The sequence below is a fragment of the Pseudomonas sp. SWRI22 genome, assembly GCF_014268395.2.
Lineage (GTDB): Bacteria > Pseudomonadota > Gammaproteobacteria > Pseudomonadales > Pseudomonadaceae > Aquipseudomonas > Aquipseudomonas paracarnis.
In genome coordinates this window covers 1,024,151-1,049,445 of the sequence record NZ_JABWQK020000002.1, presented here as the reverse complement: position 1 = coordinate 1,049,445, position 25,295 = coordinate 1,024,151, and the positions used below count along the sequence as shown (strand labels likewise).

General features: G+C 58.2%; 26 protein-coding genes and 1 tRNA gene. 8 read left to right on the top strand and 19 right to left on the bottom strand.

The window, feature by feature from the left end; translation table 11 throughout:
• Nucleotides 1-15: 15 nt before the first annotated feature.
• The 3 genes from gspF to HU730_RS22315 all read right to left on the bottom strand — a co-directional run bounded on the left by gspF (nt 16) and on the right by HU730_RS22315 (nt 4,171).
• The gene (gene gspF / locus HU730_RS22325; protein WP_186527086.1) at nt 16-1,212 is read right to left on the bottom strand and encodes a type II secretion system inner membrane protein GspF; all 1,197 of its coding nucleotides are present in this window, start codon (nt 1,210-1,212) and stop codon (nt 16-18) included.
• Nucleotides 1,209-2,876 carry an ATPase, T2SS/T4P/T4SS family gene (locus HU730_RS22320; RefSeq protein WP_254914153.1) on the bottom strand — a complete coding sequence of 556 codons (1,668 nt, stop codon included), beginning with the start codon at nt 2,874-2,876 and terminating at the stop codon, nt 1,209-1,211. Before HU730_RS22320 ends, gspF begins: the two co-directional genes overlap by 4 nt.
• A gap of 257 nt (nt 2,877-3,133) precedes the next feature.
• The gene (locus tag HU730_RS22315) at nt 3,134-4,171 is read right to left on the bottom strand and encodes a LacI family DNA-binding transcriptional regulator (RefSeq protein WP_169922047.1); all 1,038 of its coding nucleotides are present in this window, start codon (nt 4,169-4,171) and stop codon (nt 3,134-3,136) included.
• Between the two features lie 201 nt (nt 4,172-4,372).
• On the opposite strand from HU730_RS22315, the gene HU730_RS22310 reads away from it, so the two are divergent.
• The 4 genes from HU730_RS22310 (at nt 4,373) to HU730_RS22295 (ending at nt 9,909) form a co-directional block, all read left to right on the top strand.
• A complete protein-coding gene (locus tag HU730_RS22310; RefSeq protein ID WP_186527087.1) occupies nt 4,373-6,565 on the top strand; it encodes a TonB-dependent receptor in 2,193 nt (730 codons plus the stop codon).
• A gap of 1 nt (nt 6,566) precedes the next feature.
• Entirely contained in the window at nt 6,567-7,898 is a 1,332-nt protein-coding gene (locus HU730_RS22305; RefSeq protein ID WP_186527088.1) for an LLM class flavin-dependent oxidoreductase, read from the top strand.
• Between the two features lie 245 nt (nt 7,899-8,143).
• Nucleotides 8,144-8,407, top strand: coding sequence for a hypothetical protein (locus HU730_RS22300; RefSeq protein ID WP_080751120.1), 264 nt, complete (start codon nt 8,144-8,146; stop codon nt 8,405-8,407).
• Between the two features lie 356 nt (nt 8,408-8,763).
• Entirely contained in the window at nt 8,764-9,909 is a 1,146-nt protein-coding gene (locus HU730_RS22295) for an acyltransferase (RefSeq protein ID WP_230633865.1), read from the top strand.
• A 40-nt stretch (nt 9,910-9,949) separates the two neighbouring features.
• Here HU730_RS22295 and HU730_RS22290 read toward each other — a convergent pair whose 3' ends face one another.
• Nucleotides 9,950-10,987, bottom strand: a complete 1,038-nt coding sequence (locus HU730_RS22290; RefSeq protein ID WP_034128231.1) for a hypothetical protein — start codon at nt 10,985-10,987, stop codon at nt 9,950-9,952.
• A gap of 790 nt (nt 10,988-11,777) precedes the next feature.
• Here HU730_RS22290 and HU730_RS22285 point away from each other — a divergent pair.
• A complete protein-coding gene (locus tag HU730_RS22285; RefSeq protein WP_230633866.1) occupies nt 11,778-11,930 on the top strand; it encodes a hypothetical protein in 153 nt (50 codons plus the stop codon).
• Nucleotides 11,931-12,007: 77 nt separating this feature from the next.
• Here the strand turns inward: HU730_RS22285 and HU730_RS22280 are convergent.
• From HU730_RS22280 to thrS, 9 genes are all read right to left on the bottom strand, one after another.
• Nucleotides 12,008-12,084 (bottom strand) — tRNA-Pro (locus tag HU730_RS22280).
• Between the two features lie 90 nt (nt 12,085-12,174).
• Complete coding sequence (locus HU730_RS22275) at nt 12,175-12,531, bottom strand: MerR family transcriptional regulator (RefSeq protein WP_003174972.1); 357 nt, start codon at nt 12,529-12,531, stop codon at nt 12,175-12,177.
• The gene (ihfA, locus tag HU730_RS22270; protein WP_002553164.1) at nt 12,512-12,814 is read right to left on the bottom strand and encodes an integration host factor subunit alpha; all 303 of its coding nucleotides are present in this window, start codon (nt 12,812-12,814) and stop codon (nt 12,512-12,514) included. The genes HU730_RS22275 and ihfA overlap by 20 nt, the downstream gene beginning before the upstream one ends.
• Before the next feature lie 3 nt (nt 12,815-12,817).
• Nucleotides 12,818-15,196, bottom strand: a complete 2,379-nt coding sequence (gene pheT / locus HU730_RS22265) for a phenylalanine--tRNA ligase subunit beta (RefSeq protein WP_186527089.1) — start codon at nt 15,194-15,196, stop codon at nt 12,818-12,820.
• Between the two features lie 26 nt (nt 15,197-15,222).
• Nucleotides 15,223-16,239: a phenylalanine--tRNA ligase subunit alpha gene (gene pheS, locus HU730_RS22260; protein ID WP_186527090.1), complete on the bottom strand. Its 1,017-nt coding sequence runs from the start codon at nt 16,237-16,239 to the stop codon at nt 15,223-15,225.
• A gap of 109 nt (nt 16,240-16,348) precedes the next feature.
• A complete protein-coding gene (rplT, locus tag HU730_RS22255) occupies nt 16,349-16,705 on the bottom strand; it encodes a 50S ribosomal protein L20 (RefSeq protein ID WP_003192488.1) in 357 nt (118 codons plus the stop codon).
• Between the two features lie 29 nt (nt 16,706-16,734).
• Entirely contained in the window at nt 16,735-16,929 is a 195-nt protein-coding gene (gene rpmI / locus HU730_RS22250) for a 50S ribosomal protein L35 (RefSeq protein WP_002553160.1), read from the bottom strand.
• Between the two features lie 59 nt (nt 16,930-16,988).
• Nucleotides 16,989-17,540 (bottom strand): translation initiation factor IF-3, encoded by a 552-nt coding sequence (infC, locus tag HU730_RS22245; protein ID WP_015884933.1) that lies wholly within the window; start codon nt 17,538-17,540, stop codon nt 16,989-16,991.
• Nucleotides 17,540-19,462, bottom strand: a complete 1,923-nt coding sequence (thrS, locus tag HU730_RS22240) for a threonine--tRNA ligase (RefSeq protein ID WP_003192490.1) — start codon at nt 19,460-19,462, stop codon at nt 17,540-17,542. Before thrS ends, infC begins: the two co-directional genes overlap by 1 nt.
• A gap of 364 nt (nt 19,463-19,826) precedes the next feature.
• Here thrS and HU730_RS22235 point away from each other — a divergent pair, with 364 nt between their 5' ends.
• Together HU730_RS22235 and HU730_RS22230 are read left to right on the top strand one after the other, a co-directional pair.
• A complete protein-coding gene (locus tag HU730_RS22235; RefSeq protein WP_019820908.1) occupies nt 19,827-20,141 on the top strand; it encodes a hypothetical protein in 315 nt (104 codons plus the stop codon).
• Nucleotides 20,142-20,430: 289 nt separating this feature from the next.
• Nucleotides 20,431-20,643 carry a cold-shock protein gene (locus HU730_RS22230; RefSeq protein WP_003234260.1) on the top strand — a complete coding sequence of 71 codons (213 nt, stop codon included), beginning with the start codon at nt 20,431-20,433 and terminating at the stop codon, nt 20,641-20,643.
• A gap of 67 nt (nt 20,644-20,710) precedes the next feature.
• Here the strand turns inward: HU730_RS22230 and HU730_RS22225 are convergent, their stop codons facing one another.
• Both HU730_RS22225 and HU730_RS22220 read right to left on the bottom strand, forming a co-directional pair.
• Complete coding sequence (locus HU730_RS22225) at nt 20,711-21,031, bottom strand: I78 family peptidase inhibitor (RefSeq protein ID WP_054898318.1); 321 nt, start codon at nt 21,029-21,031, stop codon at nt 20,711-20,713.
• A 144-nt stretch (nt 21,032-21,175) separates the two neighbouring features.
• Complete coding sequence (locus HU730_RS22220) at nt 21,176-21,481, bottom strand: hypothetical protein (protein WP_034128280.1); 306 nt, start codon at nt 21,479-21,481, stop codon at nt 21,176-21,178.
• A 156-nt stretch (nt 21,482-21,637) separates the two neighbouring features.
• Between HU730_RS22220 and HU730_RS22215 the strand changes: the two genes are divergently transcribed.
• A complete protein-coding gene (locus tag HU730_RS22215; protein WP_186527091.1) occupies nt 21,638-21,844 on the top strand; it encodes a hypothetical protein in 207 nt (68 codons plus the stop codon).
• Between the two features lie 29 nt (nt 21,845-21,873).
• On the opposite strand, the gene HU730_RS22210 is transcribed toward HU730_RS22215, so the two are convergent.
• The 4 genes from HU730_RS22210 to HU730_RS22195 are packed head-to-tail and all read right to left on the bottom strand — an operon-like array spanning nt 21,874 to nt 25,294.
• A complete protein-coding gene (locus HU730_RS22210) occupies nt 21,874-22,902 on the bottom strand; it encodes a nucleoside hydrolase (protein WP_034128235.1) in 1,029 nt (342 codons plus the stop codon).
• A gap of 27 nt (nt 22,903-22,929) precedes the next feature.
• Nucleotides 22,930-23,334 carry a D-ribose pyranase gene (gene rbsD / locus HU730_RS22205; RefSeq protein ID WP_034128236.1) on the bottom strand — a complete coding sequence of 135 codons (405 nt, stop codon included), beginning with the start codon at nt 23,332-23,334 and terminating at the stop codon, nt 22,930-22,932.
• On the bottom strand, nt 23,331-24,248 hold the full coding sequence (gene rbsK, locus HU730_RS22200) for a ribokinase (protein WP_186527092.1): 918 nt from the start codon (nt 24,246-24,248) through the stop codon (nt 23,331-23,333). Before rbsK ends, rbsD begins: the two co-directional genes overlap by 4 nt.
• A gap of 23 nt (nt 24,249-24,271) precedes the next feature.
• Nucleotides 24,272-25,294: a LacI family DNA-binding transcriptional regulator gene (locus tag HU730_RS22195; RefSeq protein WP_186527093.1), complete on the bottom strand. Its 1,023-nt coding sequence runs from the start codon at nt 25,292-25,294 to the stop codon at nt 24,272-24,274.
• Between the last annotated feature and the right edge of the window lies 1 nt (nt 25,295).

Sequence of the window (25,295 nt, the reverse complement as noted above, 5' to 3'; positions counted from 1 at the left end):
CTGCTCCTTGAAAGTTCATATATGGCTGGTGAGGCTCATCAACGGCAGCATGATCGCCAGCATGATCACCGCCACCAGCACCGCCATGACCACGGTCAGGGTCGGCACCAGTGCCGCGAGCAAGCGTTCGATGGCGCGCTTGGCCTCGACGTCGAAGATGTCGGCGACCTTGAGCAGCATGCTGTCCAGTTCGCCGGCCTGTTCACCGACTTCAATCATGTGCAGCGCCAGCTCCGGTAGCAGCGGCTGGCGGCCGAACGCATCGGCCAGGGTGCCGCCGCCCTTGACCCGTTGCGCGGCCAGCGCCACTTGCGCCTGGAGCGCACGGTTGCTGCAGACTTGCCGGGCGATCACCAGCGCGGGCAGCAGCGCCACGCCGTTGCTGAGCAACGTGCCGAGAGTGCGGGTCAGGCGGGCGGCTTGCACCCGTTGCAATAGCGGGCCGATCACGCGGATGCTCAGCAGGTGACGGTCGTAACGCTCACGGCGAAGGGGGTCGCGCAGGCGCGCCGCCAGGATCCACCCACTGATCGACAACCCGGCCAGCACCACCAGGCCATAGGCGCCGAGGAACTCGCCGAGCGCCAGGATCACCTGGGTGATCAGTGGAATCGGTACGCCAAGGTCCTGAAAAATCGGCACGAATTGCGGCACCACATAGGCCAGCAACAGCGCCAGGGAACCCAGTACACCCACCACCAGGAACGCCGGGTAGATCAGCGCATTGATCACCTCGCCGCGCAGCAACTGGCTGCGCTCCAGGTAGTCGCTGAGCTGGCGCAGGGTGCCTTCCAGCGCCCCGCCGGCTTCACCGGCGCGCACCATGCTCAGGTACAGCGGGGAAAACGTGCCGCCCTCCTCCTCCAGCGCAGCCGACAGCGGTTTGCCGGCCTTGACCTGGTCGCGGATACGCTCGATCAAGGCCCGCACCTGAGGATGGCGGGCTTGCTTGAGCAACAGGTTCAAAGCGCGTTCGAGGGGCTGGCCGGCGCCCAATAACGTGGCCAATTGCTGGGTGAAACTCACCAGCGCTGCGCCCTTCAACTGCCCGTGCGCCTGGCGCAACAAGGGGCTGCTGGCCGTTTCGATGTGCAGCAGCAACCACCCGCGCTGCTGCAAGACAGCGACAGCGGCCGCCTGGTCAATGGCCTGCAACGTGCCGGTCTGGGCCACGCCCTGGCTGTCCAGGGCGCGGAACTTGAACAGGCTCACACGTCATCTCCACGGGTGACACGCAACACTTCTTCCAGGGAGGTGACACCGGCCAGGGCCTGGCGCAAACCGTCTTCATACAAGGTGCGCAAACCGGAGCGGCGGGCGGCGTGCTCGAGGCTGGCGGCGTCGGCGTGGCCCATCAGCAGGCCACGCAACTCGTCGTTCATTACCAACAACTCAGTGAGGGCACTGCGGCCGTGATAGTCACCGCGGTAAAGCAGGATCGGACGCTGCTCGGTCAGGCGATCCAGCCCGTGCTCCTTGATCAATTCCGGCGGGGCCTGGAAGGCCACGCGCGTGGCCGGGTCCAGGCGCCGCACCAGGCGCTGGGCGAGAATACCGCTGACCGTGGAGGCAATCAGGTAGCTCTCCACGCCCATGTCCAGCAAGCGCGTGATACTCGCAGCGGCGCTGTTGGTGTGCAGGGTTGAGAGCACCAAGTGACCCGTGAGGGAGGACTGTACGGCGATACGACAGGTTTCCAGATCGCGGATTTCGCCGATCATGATCACGTCCGGGTCCTGGCGCACGATGGCGCGCAGCGCTCCGGCAAAGTCCAGGCCGATGGCGGGCTTGACCTGGATCTGGTTGATCCCTTCAAGCTGGTATTCCACCGGGTCTTCCACGGTGATGATCTTGCGTTCAGCCGTGTTGAGTTGCGACAGCGCGGTATAGAGCGTGGTGGTTTTGCCCGAGCCTGTGGGCCCGGTGACCAACAGGATGCCGTGGGGCCGCGCCAATAGATCCTGGAAGGCCGCAAGGCGCGGGCCATCAAAGCCCAGGCTGGGGAAATCGAATTGCACGGTTTGCCGGTCCAACAGGCGCATCACCACCGACTCGCCAAAGCTGGTGGGCACCGTGGACACCCGCAGGTCCAACGCTTTGCCCTGGATGCGCAGCATGATGCGCCCGTCCTGGGGCAGGCGTCGTTCGGCAATGTCCAGGCGCGCCATGATCTTCACCCGCGAGATCACCGCCGCCGACGAACTGGCAGGCGGTGCTTCGGCGTCGTGCAGCACGCCGTCGATGCGGTAGCGCACCTTGAGTTGGTTTTCGAAGGGTTCGATATGGATATCCGAGGCGCGCTGTTCCACGGCGCGCTGCAGGATCAGATTGACCAGGCGAATCACTGGCGCTTCGGAAGCCATGTCCTTGAGGTGTTCGATGTCCTCCAGCACGCCGCCCTGCTCATCGAGGTTTTCGACCAGGCTGCCCATGGCGGAACGGCCCTGGCCGTAATAGCGCTCGATCAGCGTCTCGACTTCATTATGCGAACCGACGGCCAGCCAGACCGGCACCTCACAGGCATACGCCAGGGCCTGGAACGGATACCACTGCGCCGGGTTGGCGGCCATTACGCGCAACCCGCCCTGATGCCAACCCATCGGCACTAGCTGGTAATGGCGCATAAAGCGCTCGGTGAGCACGGGAAGCGGGTCGAGCAACGGCGGCGCCGCGTCGGCCACCAGTAGTGGCGCATCCAGCAAATCGGCCCACGCGCGAGCCAGTTCGACTTCGGACACCAGGCCCAGGCGCGTGAGTAAACCGAGCAGGTCGCCAGGCTCAGTGGATAAACGCTGGGCGCGTTCCAGATCAGCGATTTTGAGCCCGGCGTGCTGCATCAGCCACGCGCACACCTGGTCGGTATGCGGGATCTGCATCTTGCAAGCATCGATGGGCGCTGAGGACATCATTGAGGAATATCTAACGTTGCGAAAAGTATGGCTATTTAGAACTACCGAACAATGCCATTAGTTCGCCATAGCCCAGGCAGGCGTTAGCCGGGTGTATCGACTGGAAGTTATAGCCCTAGTTCCGGATAAGGGGGTAATTAAATACAAAACATTGCCCAATGCACTGATTTAGAGCGTTAGCAGCAAATAGCCACTAGTTGCAATTAGCCATAACGGCGGGTCATTCAGGTGCTCTCTCTTTCAATTAACTGACAGTGCAAAAGATTCAAGCGATTAACTTCATCGGTGGCTAATACGCCCAGACTTTGCAGGACGCGTGTGGCAGCGAGTACACCAATCTCCAACGCGGGTGGCTGGAGGGTGCTGAGGCTGGGCAGCAACATGTGGGCAAACGGGTAGTCGCCAAATCCCAATACGGCGCAGTCCTGGGGAATGCTCAGCCCGGCGCGTTGACCGGCCAGCAAACCGCCGGCGGCGAGGTTATCGTTGGCGAAGAAAATCGCGTCGGGCGTGACCGCCTGCCCCATCAGCGCTTCCATGGCCTGCTTGCCGGCTTCGAAGGGCGCACGGTCGGCGTCCGGCACAAAGACCCACGGCTGCACACCCAACTCGGAGAGGGTCGCGGTAAACCCATCGCGCCGCTCCAATGCGCTGAAGTCGCCCACTGCACTGTTTTGTACGAAGGCGATGCGCCGATAGCCTTTGCCATGCAAGTAGCGAGCGGCGGTGACGCCCACTTCATAATGAGAAAAACCCACTTGCAACGGTGCGCGTTCCGGCACGTAGTCCCAGGTTTCGACGATCGGTATATCTGCCTCGGTGATCATCTTCTCGGTGCCAGGGCTGTGAAAGCGGCTGGTCAGCACCAGCGCTGCCGGCGACCAGCCGAGAAAGGCACGCACCGCGCTTTCTTCCTGTTCGATGCTGAAATAGCTGGAGGCCAACAACAGCTGGTAACCGTGACGACTGAGGGTGTCGCTGAAGCCCTGCAGCGTATTGGCAAAAATCGGCCCCGAGATATTCGGAATCACCATCGCGACGATTTTGCCTCGCGCAGAGGCCAAGCCACCGGCCACCAGATTGGGCACATACCCCAATTGCGCCACCACCTCGGCGATACGCTCGCGGCGCTCGGGCGAGACCTGTTCAGGTTGGTTGAAGTAACGCGACACGGTAATGGCCGACACCCCGGCCTGGCGTGCCACGGTGTTCAGGGTGACGCGTCCGGCGCCCCGGCGTTTGCGCGGTGGGTGTTCGCTCACGAAATAGCCCTATAAAAAAGGAATATAAAACTAATTTTTTAGTATTTGACGCTCTAAACGGCCCGCTTCAATAATGCCGATGTTAGCGCTAACAAAGCGCGCTGTCTGCTACTCGCTCGAGCGAATGCCCAAGACATGTTCACAGGCGCTGACGGTCGCAGAACCGCAGCGGACCAGGGTATTTTTTCGAGCGGGCACAGCATGCATAACTTTCCACGGCACACCCATTTGTTGCTTCTGGCCGGCCTCAGCGCCTTGCCCGTCTGCGGCGCTGTTGCAGCTGATGAGCAGGAACCCACGCTCCAATCCGTGACAGTCACCGCTACCCGCCGCGAAGAATCGCTGCAAAAAGTCCCGGTGGCCGTCTCGGTGCTTGAGGGCGAGCAACTGGAGCGTGACAATCGCAACGGGGTGGCGAGCATCGCGCAGCAGGTGCCATCGCTGAACTTTCGCACCGGTGCTTCGAACAAGGACACCTCATTGTTCGTGCGCGGCGTGGGCACCATTTCTACCTCGCCTGGGGTAGAGCCCACTGTGGCCACGGTGATCGACGGCGTGGTCTATGCACGCCCCGGCCAGGCCACACTCGACCTGCTGGACCTTGAGCGCATCGAAGTACTGCGCGGCCCGCAAGGCACGCTGTTCGGCAAGAACGCCTCGGCCGGCGTGCTGAATATCACCAGCAAGGCGCCGACGGCCCAGACCCACGGGTTTATCGATCAGTCGTTCTACAGCGGCAATGAAAGCCGCACGCGCTTCGGCATCGGCGGCAGCCTGGTACCGGAGGTACTCAAAGGCTCGATCAGCACCTTGTTCGGCAGCTACGACGGCAACGTCGACAACCGCCATAACGGTCAGGAGGTCAATGGCTACAACCACAAGGGCGTTCGCGGCAAGCTGGAGTTCACGCCAAACGACGACGTGAAGCTGACCCTGATCGCCGATTACATGCAGTCCCACGATGACGCGCCCAATGGTGTGGTCAGCAAGTCCCTGAACCCGGCGTTCAGCAATGCCTTGAGGCCGGTGCGCGCCTCAAGCGACAACCGCGATATCAACACCGATACCCGCAGCCATGTGCAAGACACCAACAAGGGCCTGTCGGCACAGTTGGACTGGAACCTGGGCGACTACACCCTCACCTCGATCACCGCCTGGCGCGGCTGGGACAACATTCAATATCAGGATGGCGACCGTCTCGGCACGGTCACCGCCGCGTTCCCCGGCACCGCCGACAAAGGCGACCTGGCGTTCGACCAGTACTCCCAGGAGCTGCGCCTGGCCTCGCCCAAAGGTGAGTTCCTTGAGTACGTCGGCGGCCTGTTCTACATGCATGGCAAGGATGAGGAGACCTATCAGCGCACCCTCACCACCACGACGCGTGTCGATAGAGGCATTGCTAACTACAACACCACCAGCGACAGCTACGCGGCGTTCGGCGAGACCACGCTCAACTTCACCTCGCGCTTTCGCGGCATCGCCGGGTTGCGTTACACCCATGACGACTTGAAGTACGACCATCGCCGCGTGTCCACCTCCCTCACCACCGTCAGCGGCATCCAACCGGCAACATCAAGTTCGGGTTCGGTGGATGAGGACGGCTGGTCCGGTCGGCTGGGTGTGCAGTACGACCTCAGCGACAACATCACCAGCTACCTCACCTACTCGCGTGGCTACAAAGGACCTGCCTACAACGTGTTCTTCAACATGCAGCCGCGCGACACCGACGCGCTCAAGCCAGAGACCTCCAATACTTGGGAAGCCGGAATCAAGGCCACGGCCTGGAACAACCGCCTGACCACCAACCTGGCGGTGTTCCACAGTGACTACGACAACTACCAGGCCAACTTTTTCGACACCGTCGCCGGCCAAGTCGTGACGCGCCTGATCAACGCCGGCAGCGTCAGCACCGAAGGCGTCGAGCTCGATTACGCGTTGCAAGCCACCCAGCAACTCAAGCTCTCCGGTGCACTGGCCTATACGCGGGCACGCATCGATCAGTTCGCGTGCCCGCCAGGCGCAGCGGCAACCTGCAACGTCAATGGCAAGCCACTGCCCTTCAGCCCGGACTGGAAAAGCTACGTGCGCGCCGACTACAGCATCCCCTTGGATAACGGCCTGGATATCGAACTGGGCACTGACTACAGCTGGCAGAGCGAAGTGCAGTACGACATCAGCCAGAACCTGAACACCAAACAAGGCGCCTACGGCATCTGGAACGCCAGCGTGGCCCTGGCCGACTACACCAATGGCTGGCGCGTGGCGCTGTTGGCGAAGAACCTCGCCGACAAATCCTACTCACCGCTGCTAGCCAGCGGCGGCAACTACATCTACCGCGCCGTGCCTCGTGACGATGAGCGTTACTTCGGCGTGCAACTGCGCAAGGATTTCTAGCATGAGCCGTCAACTCAAACTCGGCGCCTTCCTGATGGCTACCGGGCACCACGTGGCCGCCTGGCGCCACCCCGATGTACCGGCGAATGCTGGCCTGGACTTCGCCCACTACAAGCATTTGGCACGGGTGGCGGAAGCGGCGAAGTTCGACGCACTGTTCGTGGCCGACAGCATCGCCGCCGCCACCGGTGAGGTCGCGAGCCAGATGGCGCGTTCGGATCATTTCGAGCCGCTCACCCTGCTCTCGGCCCTCAGTGCCGTGACCGAGCATATCGGCCTGATCGCCACCGCCACCACCAGCTACAACGAGCCTTACCACGTGGCGCGCAAATTCGCCTCGCTGGATCACCTCTCCGGCGGCCGCGCAGGGTGGAACCTGGTGACGTCGGATAACGCGGCCGAGGCGCTGAATTTTGGTCGTGACGAGCACCTGGGTCACGCCGAACGCTACAGCCGCGCACGGGAATTTCATCAGGTGGTGACGGGGCTGTGGGACAGCTGGGACGACGACGCCTTTGTGCGCGACAAGACCAGCGGGCGCTATTACGAGCCAAGTAAACGCCACGTGCTGGACCATGTGGGCGAACACTTCCGGGTCAAAGGCCCCCTGAACGTGGCACGCTCGCCCCAGGGCCAGCCGGTGATCGTGCAGGCCGGCTCCTCGGATACCGGCCGTGAACTGGCCGCGCAGACCGCCGAAGTGGTGTTTACCGCGCAGACCTCACTGGCCGACGCGCAGGCCTTCTATGGCGACCTCAAAGGTCGCCTGGGCCAGTACGGGCGCGAGGCCGATTCGCTGAAAATCATGCCAGGTGTGTTTGTGGTGGTGGGGCAAACCGAAGCCCTGGCCCAGGCCAAATTCGAAGCGTTCCAGGCGTTGGTCGAACCCGAGGTGGGAGTGGCGTTGCTGGGGCGCATGTTGGGTAATTTCGACCTTTCCGGCTACCCGCTGGATGGGCCGCTGCCGCAGCTACCCTTGACCGACAGCGGACAGCGCAGCCGTCAGCAACTGCTGAGTGAACTGGCCCAACGCGAACAACTGACGCTGGCGCAACTGGGCCGACGCATTGCCGGTGGACGCGGTCATTACAGCTTGATCGGCACGCCGCTGCAGATCGCCGATGAACTGCAGCGCTGGTTCGAAGAAGGTGCGGCGGATGGTTTCAATATTCTGGTGCCGCACTTGCCGGGCGGGCTGGAGGATTTTGCCCGCTGGGTGGTTCCCGAGTTACAGCGGCGCGGTTTGTTTCGGCGCGAATACACCGGCACCACACTGCGCGAAAACCTTGGTTTGGTGCGCCCGGTCAGCCGTTTCAAGCAAGCACAATTATAAAAACCTCGCCTTGCTACTGACCCAGGCTGCCTTGGGCGGCTGATCCGTCGACCTCATGCATTAAGGTAGGCACAGCCGTGGGCAACGTACGAAACAAAGACCGTGAGCTGACTCTTCCTCTGGATTAACCTCTCACAGTGCACACGCGCTAGTGAAAGCCACCTAAACTAACCAGGGTTTGGGCCGATACCCCGATCAAACTCCCTTTACCGGGAAATTGAGAAACGCTTCAGCGGATTTAGATTATGAAAGACATTTACCTACTCGTAGAACATGGAGCCGATCAAGGGGAGGTGTACATTTTGGGTTGGTTCGATGACCAAAAAAGTGCAGCCGATATTGCAGAAGCAAAGGAATGGCAGGCTTACCGAGAGGCGCTGAACACTGAACACTCATGGTCTCGCCAAAAACCTGTACCTCCCGACCAGACCAAATACCGCCGCTACTGGATTCAGAGTGTCTCTAAATTTTCTGTGCCGACAATTCAAGCAACACCCGCGCTTCATTAAGCTGCGCAACGTCATTTAACGCCGGCATAGCCGGTGCCGTAGGCTTGGTAGGCATGCACAGCCATTATGGCGCTGGCTCCGTCGGCGGTGATGGCGGCGGCGGTTGACAGGCGAGCCTGGCGCAACCGCTAACCCTCCAAAGCGAAAAGTTTTGGAACTCCTCTCAAAAACCGCCCCACCGAAGCGCAAAGCGCTCCATTACCTCAAGGAAATGACAGGGCTAAAGACTGCACTGCGCCTTTAGTTCTGGAACGGTCCACCCTCCCTCGGCGTCCTGCCGAACGAAATTTACCGAATGCCCTGTCGCAATTTCAAAACACGTCTACAGTCACTGTGATTCGAACGGACCTCGATTAATGCAATACAAAGGAATCATCATGCATAGGATTGCTTTTGCGAACGCCTTGCGCGGTATCGCCGCCCTCTGCGTGGTCAATGCCCACTACGTCCTGATGTTCAATTACATCAAGGGCGCATACGGCGGGCTGCTTCCCCTGACTGAGCCTGTATTCCCATCCTGGATGCTCGAAATCTTCAATCCTATAGGAAACATGAACATGGGCGGCTTTGGCGTGGCCCTGTTCTTTCTGATCAGCGGCTTGGTCATTCCGATTTCTGTCGCAAGCCTTAATGGAAGCGCTCTCGCAAAAACAAAATTTGTAATCGGACGTATTTTCCGTATCTGGCCGACGTACGCCGTTGGCCTGCTTGTCACCCTTGGAGCCCTCAGCGTAGCGGCCGCGTATATGGGCAATAACGCGCCCTATACCACTTCGCAGGTGCTCATGCAGATGTCCCTATTCCGTGATTGGTTCGGCAGCTCGGCGCCACTGGATGGGGTGGTGTGGACGCTAGAGGTTGAAGTTAAATTCTATCTAGTAGTGTTGCTGTTCTGGTCGATGATTAGCCGGGGGAAACTTTTCCCTCTATTCGTGCTAGGCGTATCTACCGTGATGGTGGCTAACTTTTATCCGGGGAATATCCACCAGGCCGGCGCGCTAGCCGCCTTCGTTTTTCCGATAAAGTACATTTTCTTCATGCTGATTGGCGTAGCATTCAACTATCACTACCGGCGTTTTATTAGCAGCGAAAAACTCTTTGCCATCACTATCAGTATGCTATGCGTTTTTGGTTACAGTGGATTCACCGAGGGATGGCCATTTGAAGTAATAGCGGCCTACTTTATGGCTTTTGCCGTTTTCACAGTTATGTATCTTTTTGCAAGCACTTGGGCGGGCGGCCCTATCTTCACTTTCTTTTCAAACATCAGCTATCCGCTGTATGCCTGCCATGGCGCACTGGGCTTTGTTGGCATGAGAATTATGATCGACCATGGAATTGGGGCCATGCCTGCCCTGATCATCCAAACGACGGTTACTATTTTTATTTCATGGATCATCCACAAGACGGTTGAAGATCCCACTCATCGTATGGGGAAAAGGATAGCCGCAAGCATAGGGAAGTCACCACAGATAAGCAGGTTCACTAGATCTACTCAATAAAAAAGCCCGCGTTCTGCAGGCTTTCCTTTCACAAAAAAATTCACGAAAAAGGTAGTGGCTCGACAATATAGCAATCCACACAATCATCCGTGATCACTGTATCTAGAATAATCCCGTCCTCAACAGCGGGCCGGAGAAATCCAGTCCGAATTGACGATGTATAAACTCCAACATTTACTGTATTGAGCTGCGCGCGCGCATTAATTGACACGCAATCAATACTGTAATTCATGCCCATCCCGACACCACAGTTCTCACCGCCGGAATTGATCACGCGGGTAGAGTCCTGTCCTTCAATGACTACGCCCCATGCGGTTTGACCGGATTCAATACCAGGTTCCGTCGCAGTGCAGTAACTATTAAGAATAGTGTTGTACTCACCGCCATTATCAAGCAAAAGCATGCAGCGGCCGGTCCAATCTACAGATGTAATGTTCTCGAAAACACAGTGCTGCGCGTAGTGCAAGTGCAGGCCGATAGTGGCGTTACCGGTGAACTCGAGGTTCCGAATGTAAACGTTCTTGATGGGTTCGCACAAGGCAACAATAGCGTTCTCGGGGTGATCACGCTTTATAACTCGGTTAAGAATCAGAGAGTCTGCCAATACATAGATGACTTGGCGCACCTCGAGCGGCCCATCAAGCGGCATCGAGTAGGTCTCGAAGTCTGTGGATGCGTCCGAGATCACGATCCACGACCCATTTGTATAAGGCGTCGTGTCAGCGACAGATATCTGAGTGGTATTTACGTATGCCGGAGCCGTCAGGTAGCTTCCCGGGCGCACGTTCCCCTGGTAGTCGATGCCGGCATAGCTAGGATCGGTCGGCTGTTCTGAATTTCTCCCAACGCCAGAAACGTCAATTGTCACCTTGTCGATGCCTGGTGCCGGCTCGATTATCTGGCCGCTATAGGGCCAGTTGTCGTCACGGTTGAGAAGGACCGTGGTTCCAATTGGGCATTCAGGACCATTGATTTGCAGCCAGCGGTAGCCAGCTTTTAGCAAGGACTGAATCTGAGGGCCGTTGTCATTTTCAGGGTCGGGGGTGAAAACGTAAGGGGTATCTTTATAAATTGGCATGCTTCTCCTCGTAATTATTTAAGTTACGCCAAATCGGCGCACCAACAACTGTACATCCATACAGCTGTTTATTTCAAGAAATTACGTAACCCATTGATAAATTTATTTTTTGCACCTCAGCTGATCAAAATTACCTTGCCACCGGTAGCTGCCAATTAATCCTTTAAGCCCAGCCAACGGGTAACCGCACGCGCGTAAGCCTGACACGCGCACTGAGCTATTACGGCTCTGTTTGCGTCGTCATTTATGACAGTAATTCTTAGAATATTCGCGGGGTCAAGTTTGCTCGACAGCTGTATGAACCATGCCAATTGAGCTACGAGTGGTGAGCTCATTGCAGCCACTGACTGAATCCCAGAGGAAAACTGACAGCCAGCCGGAGATCAGCAATAGCAAGCTGGTCGCGCAGGCGCCCTGGTTACGCTGGGCGTCAGACAATTCCTTGGTGTGTTGTTGATCCTGGGTTGCGAACTACTACTTGCTGGTCAGGCGCTTGTGCTGCTCGGAGGGAGCCTGGGGCAGCGCCCAGTATCTGACTGGGCATCGCACGACACACCCGTGAAGAAGTTGTGGTGACACAGGCGTAGCGTCTGCGCTGCCGCAGTGCCACGTCCTTGATCGATCCGGACGTTCCGCTCTAATAGAGCCACATCAGCGCGCAGTTAGCCTCCCGCTCCGACAGCTCGCCCAGATGGCCCTTTCACCATACCCTTGTGTACTGCAAGTCGGCCCGGCTGAAACATAAGCAAGCACAGACAACGGATACTGGACGCAGATTGAGGAGCGGTATTTGACGCGAGTGCTGAAGGAAACCGGGAAGGATGGGCAGACGATCGCATGCCATGCGAGTGAGGGCATGACCAAAAACTACCAGCGAGATCACGAGGAAATCATCTGGTCCGAGGCGATGCCGGACGTGAATATTAGCGAAATCACCGGATAGTTTGCGCGGGTTTTGCGCAGGCACAAAAAAGCCGATCCATCTGATCGGCTTAAGTGTCTGATTTTACTCAGGAATAATGGTCGGGACGGAGTGATTCGAACACTCGACCCCTAGCACCCCATGCTAGTGCGCTACCGGACTGCGCTACGCCCCGACTAGGCGTGTTACTGGGTTCGCTTCTTAACGAAGCGAACCGGAATATACCGCAAGCTTTTGAAATGTGGAAGTATTTTTAAAGCTTGAATCATTTTTTCAGCACCACCAGTACATCTTCCAATTCGGAGATCATCTGGCGGATCAGTTGCTTGTATTGGGTGGTGTCGTCTTTGGCTTCATCACCGGACATACGCTGGCGTGCGCCGCTGATGGTGAACCCCTGGTCGTACAGCAACGCGCGGATCTGTCGGATCATCAGCACGTCCTGGCGCTGATAATACCGACGGTTCCCGGTGCGTTTGACGGGGTTGAGTTGAGGAAACTCCTGCTCCCAATAGCGCAGCACGTGCGGTTTTACCGCACACAGTTCGCTGACTTCACCGATGGTGAAGTAGCGCTTGCCTGGGATGACGGGTAGCTCGTCGTTATGACTTGGTTCCAGCATAAGCCTCAACTCGGGCCTTCAACTTCTGCCCTGGACGAAAGGTGACCACACGGCGAGCCGTGATCGGGATTTCTTCTCCCGTTTTTGGATTGCGGCCAGGCCGCTGGCGTTTGTCTCGCAGGTCAAAATTGCCGAAACCGGACAATTTGACCTGTTCGTTGTCTTCCAGAGCGTGTCTGATCTCTTCAAAAAACAGCTCGACCAATTCCTTGGCCTCGCGCTTGTTCAGACCCAACTCTTCGTACAGACGTTCCGCCATCTCAGCTTTCGTCAAAGCCCCCATACGTCACTTCCTTAACGTGGCGTTCAACCTTTGTTCGAGCGAGGTGAGGATATTTTGCGTCGTGGTATTCACCTCATCGTCATTAAGAGTGCGCGATGGATGCTGCCAGGTCAAGCCAACTGCAAGGCTTTTTCTATGCGGATCAATGCCTTTACCCTGATAGACGTCAAATAGCCTGAGGTCTGTCAGCCATTCCCCTGCATTTTCACGGATTACATCCAGAACCGCAGTGGCGGCGACTTCACGGTCGGCGATCAGGGCCAGGTCGCGACGCACTTCAGGGAAGCGCGACAACTCGCTGAATTTAGGCATCTTGCCCGACGCAACTTCAGCCAAGACTAGCTCAAACACGAAGACTGGACGGTCCAGCCCCAAGGTTTTCGACAGTTCTGGGTGAATGGCGCCCACAAAGCCTACCAGGCGACCTTCACGCTCTATACGTGCAGTCTGGCCTGGGTGCAAGGCAGGGTGGCTGCCCGATACAAACGTAAAGGCGTCCAGCGCACCGGCAAAGCCCAGCACCGCTTCCACGTCAGCCTTGATGTCGAAGAAGTCGACGACCTCACGGCCTTGCGCCCAACCTTCCGGTAGACGGCTGCCGCAGACAACACCCGCCAGCATCGGCTCTTGCTTCAAGCCATCGAGCTGGCCGACGAAACGCAAGCCGCTTTCGAACAGACGCACGCGGTCTTGCTGGCGGTTCAGGTTGTGGGAAAGTGCCTTTACCAGGCCCGGCCACAGCGACGAACGCATGGCAGCCATATCGTTGGAGATCGGGTTGGCCAGCAGCAACGGCTCAACGCCGGGGTTGAACAGTTCGAACTGCTTTGGATCGATGAAGCTATAGGTCACAGCTTCCTGATAACCACGGGCCACCAGCAGGCGGCGCAGTTCAGGCAGGTGCGCACGCGCTTCGGCCTTGGGTTGCGGTGCCAGGCGTGCTTGCGGATAGCGAACCGGCAGGCGGTTGTAACCGTACAGGCGCGCCAGCTCTTCGATCAGGTCGACTTCCAGACTGATGTCGAAGCGATGGCTAGGTACTGCAACTTGCCACTGCCCTTCCCCGCCCGCAGAAATACCCAGGCCGAGCGCGGACAGCAGTTGCTCGATTTCAGCCGGCTCGATGACCAGGCCAAGCATCTGCTCAACGCTTTTGGCACGCAGGGTGATCGGCGCAATCGACGGCAGGAACTGTTCGTTGACGGTTTCGGTAATCGGGCCGGCTTCACCACCGGTGATTTCCAGCAGCAGGCCGGTAGCGCGCTCCATGGCTTCACGGGCGAGTTTCCAGTCCACGCCACGCTCGTAGCGGTGCGACGCATCGGTGTGCAGGCCGTAGGAACGAGCCTTGCCAGCGATCGCGATCTGGTCGAAGAACGCGCTTTCAAGGAATACGTCACGGGTGGTCGCGGATACACCGCTGTGCTCGCCACCCATCACGCCGGCAATTGCCAGGGCACGTGTGTGGTCGGCGATGACCAGAGTGTCGGCACGCAGGCTGACTTCCTGGCCATCGAGCAGCACCAGTTTCTCGCCTTCCTCGGCCATACGCACGCGGATGCCGCCATTGATTTCGGCAAGATCAAACGCGTGCAACGGCTGGCCGAGTTCCAGCATCACGTAGTTGGTGATGTCGACGGCAGCGTCGATGCTGCGTACATCGGCACGACGCAGGCGCTCGACCATCCACAGCGGGGTTGGCTTGGACAGGTCCACGTTACGGATCACACGTCCCAGGTAACGCGGGCAGGCGTTTGGTGCCAGTACCTCAATCGAACGTACTTCGTCGTGTACCGCCGATACGGCAGCGACCACTGGACGAGTGACAGGTGCGTTGTACAGCGCGCCCACTTCACGGGCCAGGCCGGCCAGGGACAGGCAGTCGCCGCGGTTGGGGGTCAGGTCGACCTCAATGCTGGCGTCTTCCAGTTCCAGGTAAACACGGATGTCCTGACCCACTGGCGCGTCGGCCGGCAGCTCCATCAGGCCATCATTGCCCTCACCCACTTGCAGTTCGGCCTGGGAGCACAGCATGCCGTTGGATTCAACGCCACGCAGCTTGGCCTTCTTGATCTTGAAGTCGCCCGGCAACTGGGCACCGATCATAGCGAACGGGATCTTCAGGCCCGGGCGCACATTAGGCGCTCCGCACACGACCTGAAAGGTTTCCGAGCCGTTGCTGACCTGGCACACACGCAATTTGTCGGCATCCGGGTGCTGCTCGGTGCTCAACACCTCGCCCACCACCACACCACTGAAAACACCGGCGGCCGGCGTAACGCTATCGACCTCAAGACCGGCCATCGACAGGCGAGCAACCAGCTCGTCGCGATCTACCTGCGGGCTTACCCAGCCACGCAGCCATTGTTCACTGAATTTCATCCTGCTCTCCTAAAGATTCGTTACGACTAGCGAAATTGCGCGAGGAACCGCAAGTCGTTGTCGAAGAACAGACGCAAGTCGTTCACGCCGTAACGCAGCATGGCCAGACGCTCAACGCCCATGCCGAAGGCAAAGCCCGAGAACTCTTCTGGATCGATCCCGGACATGCGCAGCACGTTGGGGTGAACCATGCCGCAGCCCATCACTTCCAGCCAGCCGGTCTGCTTGCACACACGGCAGCCTTTACCGCTGCACATCACGCATTCCATGTCGACTTCAGCGGATGGCTCGGTGAACGGGAAGAACGAAGGACGGAAACGTACCGCCAACTCTTTTTCGAAGAACACCCGCAGGAATTCTTCGATGGTGCCTTTGAGGTCGGCGAAATTGATATCGCGATCAACCAGCAGGCCTTCGACCTGGTGGAACATCGGCGAATGGGTGATATCCGAGTCGCTACGGTACACACGGCCTGGGCAGACAATGCGGATCGGCGGCTTGTTCGCTTCCATGGTGCGGACCTGTACCGGCGAGGTATGGGTGCGCAGCAGCATGTTGGCGTTGAAATAGAAGGTGTCGTGCATCGACCGGGCCGGGTGATGGCCTGGGATGTTGAGCGCCTCGAAGTTGTGGTAGTCGTCTTCGACCTCAGGGCCTTCGGCAATGCCGTAGCCGATGTGGGTGAAGAACTGTTCGATACGTTCCAGAGTCCGGGTGATCGGATGCAGACCGCCCGACGCCTGGCCACGACCAGGCAAGGTCACGTCAATGGACTCGGCGGCGAGCTTGGCCGCAAGATCGGCCTCCTCGAGCGACACCTTGCGCGCATTGAGAACCTCTGTGACACGCTCCTTGGCGACGTTGATCAGCGCACCGACTTGCGGACGCTCTTCAGCGGGCAGATTTCCCAGGGTCTTCATCACCTGAGTCAATTCACCTTTCTTGCCAAGGTAGTGAACCCGGATTTGCTCCAGGGCATTTACATCTTCAGCGCTTTGCACAGCCTCAAGGGCTTGGGCGACGAGCGCGTCCAGGTTTTCCATGTACAGACTCCAGATACAAAATAGGGGAAGAGCTTGAAGGCTCTTCCCCTATTTATGACGTTTACCACCTTGGGCCACAGGAGTAGCCCAGGGTGACTGTCGGGGGTACTTAAGCCAAGGAGGCTTTAGCTTTCTCGACAATCGCAGCAAACACCGCTTTTTCGTTCACGGCCAGTTCAGCCAGAACCTTACGGTCGATTTCGATGGACGCTTTTTTCAGGCCAGCGATGAAACGGCTGTAGGACAGACCGTTAACACGTGCACCGGCGTTGATACGAGCGATCCACAGAGCGCGGAACTGACGTTTTTTCTGACGACGGTCACGGTAGGCGTATTGGCCTGCCTTGATTACCGCTTGCTTGGCAACACGGAATACGCGTGAACGCGCGCCGTAGTAGCCTTTAGCAAGTTTCAGAATTTTTTTGTGACGCTTACGGGCCATGACGCCACGCTTTACACGAGCCATGAGTTACTTCCTCTATTCTTGAACCAAAATTAACGAAGGCGCAGCATGCGCTCGACTTTTGCCACGTCAGACGGATGCAGCAAGCTGCTACCGCGCAGTTGACGCTTACGCTTGGTCGACATTTTGGTCAGGATGTGGCTCTTGAAAGCGTGCTTGTGCTTGATGCCGTTAGCAGTTTTCAGAAACCGCTTAGCAGCACCACTTTTAGTTTTCATCTTTGGCATGTTCGGTACTCCGCATTCAGTTGATAAACATAATCAGAAGGCCTGCCGTGCCCTGTTGATTACTTCTTCTTTTTCGGGGCGATGACCATAATAAGCTGGCGTCCTTCCATCTTAGGATGCTGTTCGACCGAACCGTACTCCAGCAGGTCAGCTTCAACCCGCTTGAGGAGTTCCATCCCCAGCTCCTGGTGGGCCATCTCACGGCCGCGGAATCGCAAGGATACCTTGGCCCTGTCCCCATCACTCAGGAAACGTACCAGGTTGCGCAGTTTTACCTGGTAATCCCCTTCCTCCGTCCCTGGACGAAACTTGATTTCTTTTACTTGAATCTGCTTCTGGTTCTTCTTCGCTGCGGCAACCTGCTTCTTCTTTTCGAAGATAGATTTGCCGTAGTCCATCACCCGACAAACAGGTGGGATTGCATCGGCGGAGATTTCCACCAGGTCCAGCTTGGACTCTTCTGCAATACGAAGCGCTTCATCAATCGAGACGATGCCAATCTGCTCGCCATCAGCGCCAATTAACCGAACCTCGCGTGCCGAGATATTCTCGTTGATCGGGGCTTTCGGTGCAGCTCGTTTATCTTGTCTCATTTCACGCTTAATAATAATTACTCCGAATCTGGGCGACCACGCCGGGAAACCGCTTGCGCGAGGAACTCAGCGAACTGGGCGACGGGCATCGAGCCCAGGTCAGCACCTTCACGAGTACGCACAGCGACAGTCTGCATCTCGACTTCCCGATCTCCGATAACCAAAAGATAGGGAACCTTGAGCAAAGTATGCTCGCGGATTTTAAAGCCGATCTTTTCATTTCTCAAGTCGGACTTGGCACGAAATCCGCTTTCGTTGAGAGTTTTTTCAACTTCAGCGGCAAAATCTGCCTGTTTATCAGTGATATTCATGATCACTGCCTGGGTCGGAGCCAGCCACGCAGGGAACGCGCCCTCGTAGTGCTCGATCAGGATACCGACGAACCGTTCGAACGAACCGAGGATCGCCCGGTGCAGCATAACCGGGTGTTTACGGCTGTTGTCTTCGGAGACGTATTCGGCTCCCAGACGGATCGGCAGGTTAAAATCGAGCTGCAGGGTACCACACTGCCAGACACGGCCAAGGCAATCTTTGAGCGAGAACTCGATCTTCGGACCGTAGAACGCGCCCTCACCCGGCTGCAGATCGTACGCAAGGCCCGCACTGTCAAGCGCAGCAGCCAATGCCGCTTCGGCGCGATCCCATAGTTCGTCGGAACCGACGCGTTTTTCCGGACGAGTGGACAGCTTCATCTCGACTTCGGTAAAGCCGAAATCGCGATAAACGTCCATGGTCAGCTTGATGAACGCTGCGGACTCGGCCTGCATCTGCTCTTCGGTGCAGAAGATATGGGCGTCGTCCTGGGTGAAGCCACGCACTCGCATGATGCCGTGCAGCGCACCCGATGGTTCGTTACGGTGGCAGGCACCGAATTCGGCGAGGCGCATCGGCAACTCGCGGTAGCTCTTCAGGCCCTGATTGAATACCTGCACGTGGCACGGGCAGTTCATCGGCTTGATGGCGTAGTCGCGGTTTTCCGACTGGGTGGTGAACATGTTGTCGGCGTAGTTGGCCCAGTGCCCGGATTTCTCCCACAGGCTGCGATCAACCACCTGGGGAGTCTTGATCTCCAGGTAACCGTTTTCGCGCTGCACCTTGCGCATGTACTGCTCAAGCACCTGGTACAGAGTCCAGCCATTCGGGTGCCAGAACACCATGCCCGGCGCTTCTTCCTGAAGGTGGAACAGGTTCAGGCGCTTGCCGATCTTGCGGTGGTCGCGTTTTTCAGCTTCTTCGATGCGCTGGATATAGGCGGCCAGTTGCTTCTTGTCAGCCCAGGCCGTGCCGTAGATCCGTTGCAGCTGTTCGTTCTTGGCGTCACCGCGCCAGTAGGCACCGGACAGCTTGGTCAGCTTGAACGATTTGAGGAAGCGCGTGTTCGGCACGTGCGGGCCACGGCACATATCCACGTATTCTTCGTGGTAGTACAGCCCCATGGCCTGCTCGTCCGGCATATCTTCTACCAGACGCAGCTTGTAGTCCTCGCCACGTGCAGTAAACACGTCGATCACTTCGGCACGCGGGGTGACTTTCTTGATGACGTCATAATCTTTTTCGATCAGCGCGTGCATGCGCTGCTCGATGGCCGCCAGGTCGTCCGGCGTAAAAGGACGCTCATAGGCGATGTCGTAATAGAAGCCTTCTTCAATGACCGGGCCGATCACCATCTTGGCGGTTGGATACAGTTGCTTGACCGCATGGCCAATCAAGTGCGCGCAAGAGTGGCGAATGATCTCCAGCCCCTCTTGATCCTTGGGCGTGATGATTTGCAGGCTGGCGTCGCTGGTGATCAGGTCGCTGGCATCAACCAGCTTGCCGTCGACCTTGCCGGCCACGGTGGCCTTGGCCAGGCCAGCACCAATGGATGCGGCGACCTCGGCTACGGAAACCGGATGATCGAATGAACGCTGACTGCCGTCGGGAAGAGTAATAGTTGGCATGGCGCCTCCTCTCCTAGTGGTGACCCCTACCAAAGGTCACGTGGGTTGGGATGAGCCAGTACAAGATCCAACACCAGGCCGCTCAATAATGAACGCCTGCCTTACAGCGGCAGGAGCCTTTCGGCCAACCGATAATCGAACCAGAGTGACTGGAGTGAACAAAAAGAACCTGGCAAGGCGGCAAATGGCGCGCCCGGAAATAGCCAGGCAAGGATGCTAGCACAGATGAACGGTCATCGCGTCGGCCAAGCGCTGGGTAAAGAGCAATTCATGGCTTTATAGCTGCAAAAGTGAACTTGAGCTGTACGCAGGGCCTCAAAGCCACTGAGAATCGCCGTTCGTCCTCGACCCAAAGGAGCATCCCATGATGCGTTTTACCTCTACCCTCGCTGTCGCCGCTACCCTGAGCCTCCTTTCCCTCGGCGCGCAGGCTGCAGCCCCTTCCAACTGGCCAGCTGGCGCCCGTGACGCCTTCGTCAACGACTGCAGTGCCGCAGCCAGCCAGAACGTGGACGTCAAAACTGCCAAAGCCCACTGTGAATGTGGCGCTGACAAGATCAATGCCGAATTGAGCACTGCCGAGATCAAGGAATTGATGACCAACCAGAACGCCAGCCCGGAGCTTAAAAACAAAGCGGTCGCGGCTATTTCGTCCTGCAAAGTGGTGAAGAAAAAGTAAGATTGGCTGACGATTCGACGGTCATTTCGCTGAAAAAACAGCCTGAAAACTGCTATTTCACACAAATTATGCAGGTTTTACGGCTTTTTTTAACAGCTGATATTTCGTCGCGAAGCCCCGTAAATCGGGGCTTTCAGCCGAACAACGGATCAAACGCAAAGCGATTGATTAGCAAACAGTGCCTTGGGGGGGCTCCCAAGCCGAACATTTCGACTATGATAGCCCTGTGTGCCCAGTTGGCCTGAGCAGCACAGCACTACTGAAAATATATGTTTCTTGGAGATACACCATGTCTAATCGCCAAACCGGCACCGTTAAATGGTTCAACGATGAAAAAGGCTTCGGCTTCATCACTCCTCAAGGTGGCGGTGACGACCTGTTCGTACACTTCAAAGCTATCGAAAGCGACGGTTTCAAAAGCCTGAAAGAAGGCCAAACCGTTTCCTTCGTGGCCGAGAAAGGCCAAAAGGGTATGCAAGCTGCACAGGTTCGCGGCGAGTAATTCTCCGCTGAGCTAAAAAAACCCCGTCCATGTGACGGGGTTTTTTATGGGCGATGCAAAAGCCGTATCAGCCGCAGTTAACCCGGTTGATCACCAGATTGTCATCGGTGTTCAGGTTCAGGCGGTCAGAGCGATACTCCAGCGTGACCATGTCGTTGGGCTTGAGGATGCGTGCATTCTGCGCGCCAGCGCGCGTACGTGCTTGCTCCAGCAACTGGGGCGAGGCTTTCTGGCCGATGGCGAACTCTGCGGCCTTCGACTCACAGCGGCTATGACCGGCATCGGTCACAGTGGCAGCTTTGCCTGGCTCAGAGGCACCCGGGGTACTGCAACCCGCCAACGCGAGCGCAGCCAACAAAGTACCGAATGATGCGAGCTTCCAAGGCATGAAGCCTCCTATGATAAAAAGTGGACAGAGATCGTGCGACAGCATTCAAAGCGATTGGTTTCAAGACGTTAACCGCCTGTGGGCAAGTCTGCCTGAGTCACGGCCTGCAATCGCTTGGTGAATCGTGACTAGATATGAACGTATTCAGTAGATATCGATGTAGTCCGACGAAGGAGTAGGCCAATTCTGCTTCAGCGCGTTGAAAATCTGCATGACCCAGACTTCATCGCTGGCCGCCACGTTGCCGACATAGCCGGAACCTTTGGCCCAGGTCTCCAGGCGAAACACCAGGCCAGCGATATCAGCTCCCCCGACTACGCCGGAAGAAATGTAGGCGATGCCTTCTTTGGTCACCCGCAACTGGGTATGTTCGTCGTCACTGGCGCTGCCAAGCAATTGGCGCACGGCGTCCAGCGTCAGGTTGTCGGGCTTGCTCAAATCGATTTGCACGTGGTGTTCCCGGCCATTTAACAGGCCAACAGTGTCGCACAGCCGCTGCTTCATGCCTAAGTAGCAGTGCCAAATGGCGTACAAAATGCTTAACTGCGCCCCTCTGGAACGGCGTTCCAGTGCATTGCCCCCGCATTTTTAGCCCGTGAGATTTCCATGACCACCGTAACGCTTCAAGCCGACATCAAAGCCAAGTGGCCCCAAGGGCAAAGTTCCTACAGCCCCGGAAGCCCGGAAGAACTGGCGATCATTGGTATCGACCTGTTGATCAAGGAACTGGGCACCCAGGCGGCGCAAGCATTCATCGGCCAGATATTCGAGAAATACCCGGCCGACTACATGGGCGCCCAAGAGCGCGAATAGAACAGGGCGACGAGCGCCGCCCCGCTAACTTACTTCAGACGCGCCAGGCGCTCGGTCAGCAGATCGAAGAAGCCCTGGGCGTCGCCATTCTCAACCCAGAACACATTCTTCGGCTGCTTGAGGCCGTCATACCAATCGACGATGGTCTGGCCGAAGGTCGGGCCTTCGCGGCTGTCGACCACCATATTGGCCTCACGACCGCTGAACAGCGAAGGCTTGAGCAGGTACGCTACCACAGTAGCGTCATGGACCGGGCCACCCGGAATGCCGTAGTGCTCCATATCGCCTTTGACGTACTCATTCAGAATACTGCTGACGACCTTGCTCGCGTTGTTGTTCAGGTCCGCAATCTTCTTCAGGCGGGCGTCGCTGGTGAGGACTTTATGGGTCACGTCCAACGGCAGGTAGGTCAACTTCACACCGCTTTTGAGCACGATCTCCGCCGCCACCGGATCGGCGAACAGGTTGAACTCGGCCACTGGGGTGATATTGCCGCCGTTGAAGTGGGCGCCGCCCATCACGACCACTTCCTTGATGCCCTGGGTGATTTCGGGCGCTTGAGTCAGCGCCAGTGCCAGGTTGGTCTGCGGGCCGAGCATGGCGATGGTGATGCTGTGCGGCTTGGCGCTGCTCAGGGTCTTGATCAGGTAGTCGACTGCATTGCCTTCGGCCAGGCCTTTTTTCGGTTCATGCACCGTGACGCCCGAGATGCCTTCCTTGCCATGGATATTTTCGGCGTAGATCGGTTTGCGCAACAACGGCGCTGGCGCACCTGCGTACACCGGGATGTCCTCGCGCCCTGCCCACTCGCGCGCCAGGCGCGCGTTGCGGGAGGTCTTGTCCAGGCGCACGTTGCCGGCGACGGTGGTCAGCGCACGAATGCTCAACTCCTCCGGCGAGGCCATGGCGAACAGCAAGGCCACCACGTCATCGGCACCCGGGTCGGTATCGATGATCAGGTCGATTTTTTCCGCCGCTTGGGCGCTTGCAGCAGTGAGCGCGGACAAAAGCAGAACACTCCGGAACAGGTTTTTCAGGGTAGGTAGACCACGTTGCATAAAGCACTCCTTGTCATAGGGGGGACGCTAGAACGTTACGCCGGACACCAGCGCGATATTGCAGTACGGCTGGCACTCGCCAGTGCGCACCACAGCGCGGGCATTGCGGCTCAATTGCTTGAATTGGTCATGGCTGAGCAGGCGTCGCTCGCCCAGTGCAGCCTGCTCTGTAAGCGTATTTAGCGCGGTCAGCGCGGGCGGTTGTTTCAGCAGGATCTCTTCTGCCAGAACATGGCTTTCCACCTGCATTTCGCTAAGCACGATGCGCAAGGTGCTGATGAAGTCCGGGATGCCCTGGGTCAGTGCCAGGTCGATCAATTCGACGCCGGGAGGTACCGGCAGGCCGGCATCGCCGATGACCAGAATGTCACCGTGGCCCAGGGACGCGATCACGCGCGACAGGGCGATATTCAGCAAAGGTGTCTTTTTCATGCGGGCACAAAACCTTGTACGTCGTGCAGCGTAGGAATGGAAGGCTGAGCGCCGGCACGGGTCACTGACAACGCCGCCGCCACCTGGCCAAAACGGATCGCCTCGGCTTCGCTCTGGCCCGCGGCCAGCGCGGCGGCAAAGCCACCGACAAAAGTATCGCCAGCAGCGGTGGTATCCACCGCCTTGACCTTCGGCGCCACCAGGTGCTCAAAGCTCTTGCCGTCGGCAAACAGCGCGCCCTGGGCGCCCAGGGTGATGATGACCTTGCCAGCACCCGCCTGGATCAGCGCGGTCGCGGCGACCTTGGCGCTGTCGAGGGAGTCGACCGCTACGCCGCTGAGAGCACTGGCCTCGCTTTCATTGGGGATCAGATAATCGATCGAGGCATACCAGTCAGCGGGCAATGGTCCGCTTGCCGGGGCCGGGTTGAGGATGACGGTCTTGCCCAGCTCGCGACCCCGCTTGAGCGCATACCCAACGGTCTCCATCGGCACCTCAAGCTGGCAGATGATCACGTCTGCCGCCTGCAGCACAGCGTCACACGTTCGCAGCGACGCAGGCGTCAGCTCACCGTTGCTGCCGGCCACAATGACAATGGCGTTCTGGCTGCTGTCATCGACCACGATCAACGCCACACCGCTGGAGCCGTCCACCGTGCTGACTGCCTGGCAATCGATCCCTTCCAACAACAGCGCATCGCACAATTGGCTGCCATAGGCGTCGGTACCGATGCATCCCACCATTGCGACACTCGCTCCCAGACGTGCCGAGGCGACAGCCTGGTTGGCGCCCTTGCCGCCGGGCACAGTGGAGAACGTCTGGCCGATCAGGGTTTCACCGGCACGCGGCAAGCGACTGGCGCGGGTGACCAGGTCCATGTTCAAGCTGCCTATTACCACTACTTTTGCTGGCATACATCAGTACTCATCAATTCGGTTCAGCGGTATTGGGCGAACACATCAGCCAATGGCGCGGTCGACTCACGCAAAACAATACTGGGCGTCACGATACGTTGATCGATCGGCAGTTGGGGTGTTGCTATTCGTTGCAGTAATAATTCGGCCGCAGTCTCGCCCAACTGCAGGATCGACTGGCCGACCGTCGTCAGCGCCGGATAGACGTAGCGCCCCATCTGGATGTCATCGAAACCGATGACCGACAGCTCGCCCGGCACCCGCACATTGCGCTCGGCGGCGGCGCGCAGCACGCCAAAACCAATCATATCGTTGCTGGCGAAAATCGCGCTGGGCGGGTGTTGCGATAATAACTGTACAGCTGCGGTATACCCGCCCGTGCTGGTGAAATCGCTTTCCAGGGTACGACTGGCCAACACCTCGATGCCCGCCTCGCGCAATGCACGCTGGTAACCCGCCAGGCGCATCTGCGCCACGCGGGTATGCCCAGGGCCGCCGATACAGGCGATGTCCCGGTGCCCCAATTCCAGCAAGTGCCGGGTCGCCAGGTAAGCGCCCTCTTCGTGATCGATGCGCACCAGGTCCACATCAATCCCATCCAGCGCCCGGTCGACAATCACCATCGGCGTGCGCACTGCGCTCAAGCCTGCGGCAAGGCCACTGTCATCACCGCCCACGGATGTCACGATCAAGCCGTCGACGCGTTTTTCCAGCAACACGCGCAAATAACTGCGCTGTTTCTCTGCGTCGTCATCCGAGTTGCAGAGGATCACGCAATAGCCATTACGCTCGCAGTAATCCTCGATACCCCGAGCCAGCTCGGCAAAATACGGGTTGAGGCTGTTGGGCACCAGCAGCCCGATGGTGGCCGTGGTCTTGGCCTTGAGCGAGCGTGCCACGGCACTGGGCACGTAGTCCAACTGCTTGATCGCCGCCTCGACCTTGATGCGTACCGGCTCGCTGACTGGGCGCGTCTTGTTCACCACATGGGACACGGTGGTGTAGGAAATACCTGCAAGCGCTGCCACATCCTTGATCGTTGCCATG

Excerpts from the sequence above, each read along its gene's own strand:
- HU730_RS22320 (WP_254914153.1), bottom strand. The coding sequence starts at position 2,876 with ATGCAGATCCCGCATACCGACCAGGTGTGCGCGTGGCTGATGCAGCAC.
- HU730_RS22310 (WP_186527087.1), top strand. The coding sequence starts at position 4,373 with ATGCATAACTTTCCACGGCACACCCATTTGTTGCTTCTGGCCGGCCTC.
- HU730_RS22305 (WP_186527088.1), top strand. The coding sequence starts at position 6,567 with ATGAGCCGTCAACTCAAACTCGGCGCCTTCCTGATGGCTACCGGGCAC.
- HU730_RS22300 (WP_080751120.1), top strand. The coding sequence starts at position 8,144 with ATGAAAGACATTTACCTACTCGTAGAACATGGAGCCGATCAAGGGGAG.
- HU730_RS22295 (WP_230633865.1), top strand. The coding sequence starts at position 8,764 with ATGCAATACAAAGGAATCATCATGCATAGGATTGCTTTTGCGAACGCC.
- HU730_RS22290 (WP_034128231.1), bottom strand. The coding sequence starts at position 10,987 with ATGCCAATTTATAAAGATACCCCTTACGTTTTCACCCCCGACCCTGAA.
- HU730_RS22275 (WP_003174972.1), bottom strand. The coding sequence starts at position 12,531 with ATGCTGGAACCAAGTCATAACGACGAGCTACCCGTCATCCCAGGCAAG.
- ihfA (WP_002553164.1), bottom strand. The coding sequence starts at position 12,814 with ATGGGGGCTTTGACGAAAGCTGAGATGGCGGAACGTCTGTACGAAGAG.
- pheT (WP_186527089.1), bottom strand. The coding sequence starts at position 15,196 with ATGAAATTCAGTGAACAATGGCTGCGTGGCTGGGTAAGCCCGCAGGTA.
- pheS (WP_186527090.1), bottom strand. The coding sequence starts at position 16,239 with ATGGAAAACCTGGACGCGCTCGTCGCCCAAGCCCTTGAGGCTGTGCAA.
- rplT (WP_003192488.1), bottom strand. The coding sequence starts at position 16,705 with ATGGCTCGTGTAAAGCGTGGCGTCATGGCCCGTAAGCGTCACAAAAAA.
- rpmI (WP_002553160.1), bottom strand. The coding sequence starts at position 16,929 with ATGCCAAAGATGAAAACTAAAAGTGGTGCTGCTAAGCGGTTTCTGAAA.
- thrS (WP_003192490.1), bottom strand. The coding sequence starts at position 19,462 with ATGCCAACTATTACTCTTCCCGACGGCAGTCAGCGTTCATTCGATCAT.
- HU730_RS22235 (WP_019820908.1), top strand. The coding sequence starts at position 19,827 with ATGATGCGTTTTACCTCTACCCTCGCTGTCGCCGCTACCCTGAGCCTC.
- HU730_RS22230 (WP_003234260.1), top strand. The coding sequence starts at position 20,431 with ATGTCTAATCGCCAAACCGGCACCGTTAAATGGTTCAACGATGAAAAA.
- HU730_RS22225 (WP_054898318.1), bottom strand. The coding sequence starts at position 21,031 with ATGCCTTGGAAGCTCGCATCATTCGGTACTTTGTTGGCTGCGCTCGCG.
- HU730_RS22215 (WP_186527091.1), top strand. The coding sequence starts at position 21,638 with ATGACCACCGTAACGCTTCAAGCCGACATCAAAGCCAAGTGGCCCCAA.
- HU730_RS22210 (WP_034128235.1), bottom strand. The coding sequence starts at position 22,902 with ATGCAACGTGGTCTACCTACCCTGAAAAACCTGTTCCGGAGTGTTCTG.
- rbsD (WP_034128236.1), bottom strand. The coding sequence starts at position 23,334 with ATGAAAAAGACACCTTTGCTGAATATCGCCCTGTCGCGCGTGATCGCG.
- rbsK (WP_186527092.1), bottom strand. The coding sequence starts at position 24,248 with ATGCCAGCAAAAGTAGTGGTAATAGGCAGCTTGAACATGGACCTGGTC.
- HU730_RS22195 (WP_186527093.1), bottom strand. The coding sequence starts at position 25,294 with ATGGCAACGATCAAGGATGTGGCAGCGCTTGCAGGTATTTCCTACACC.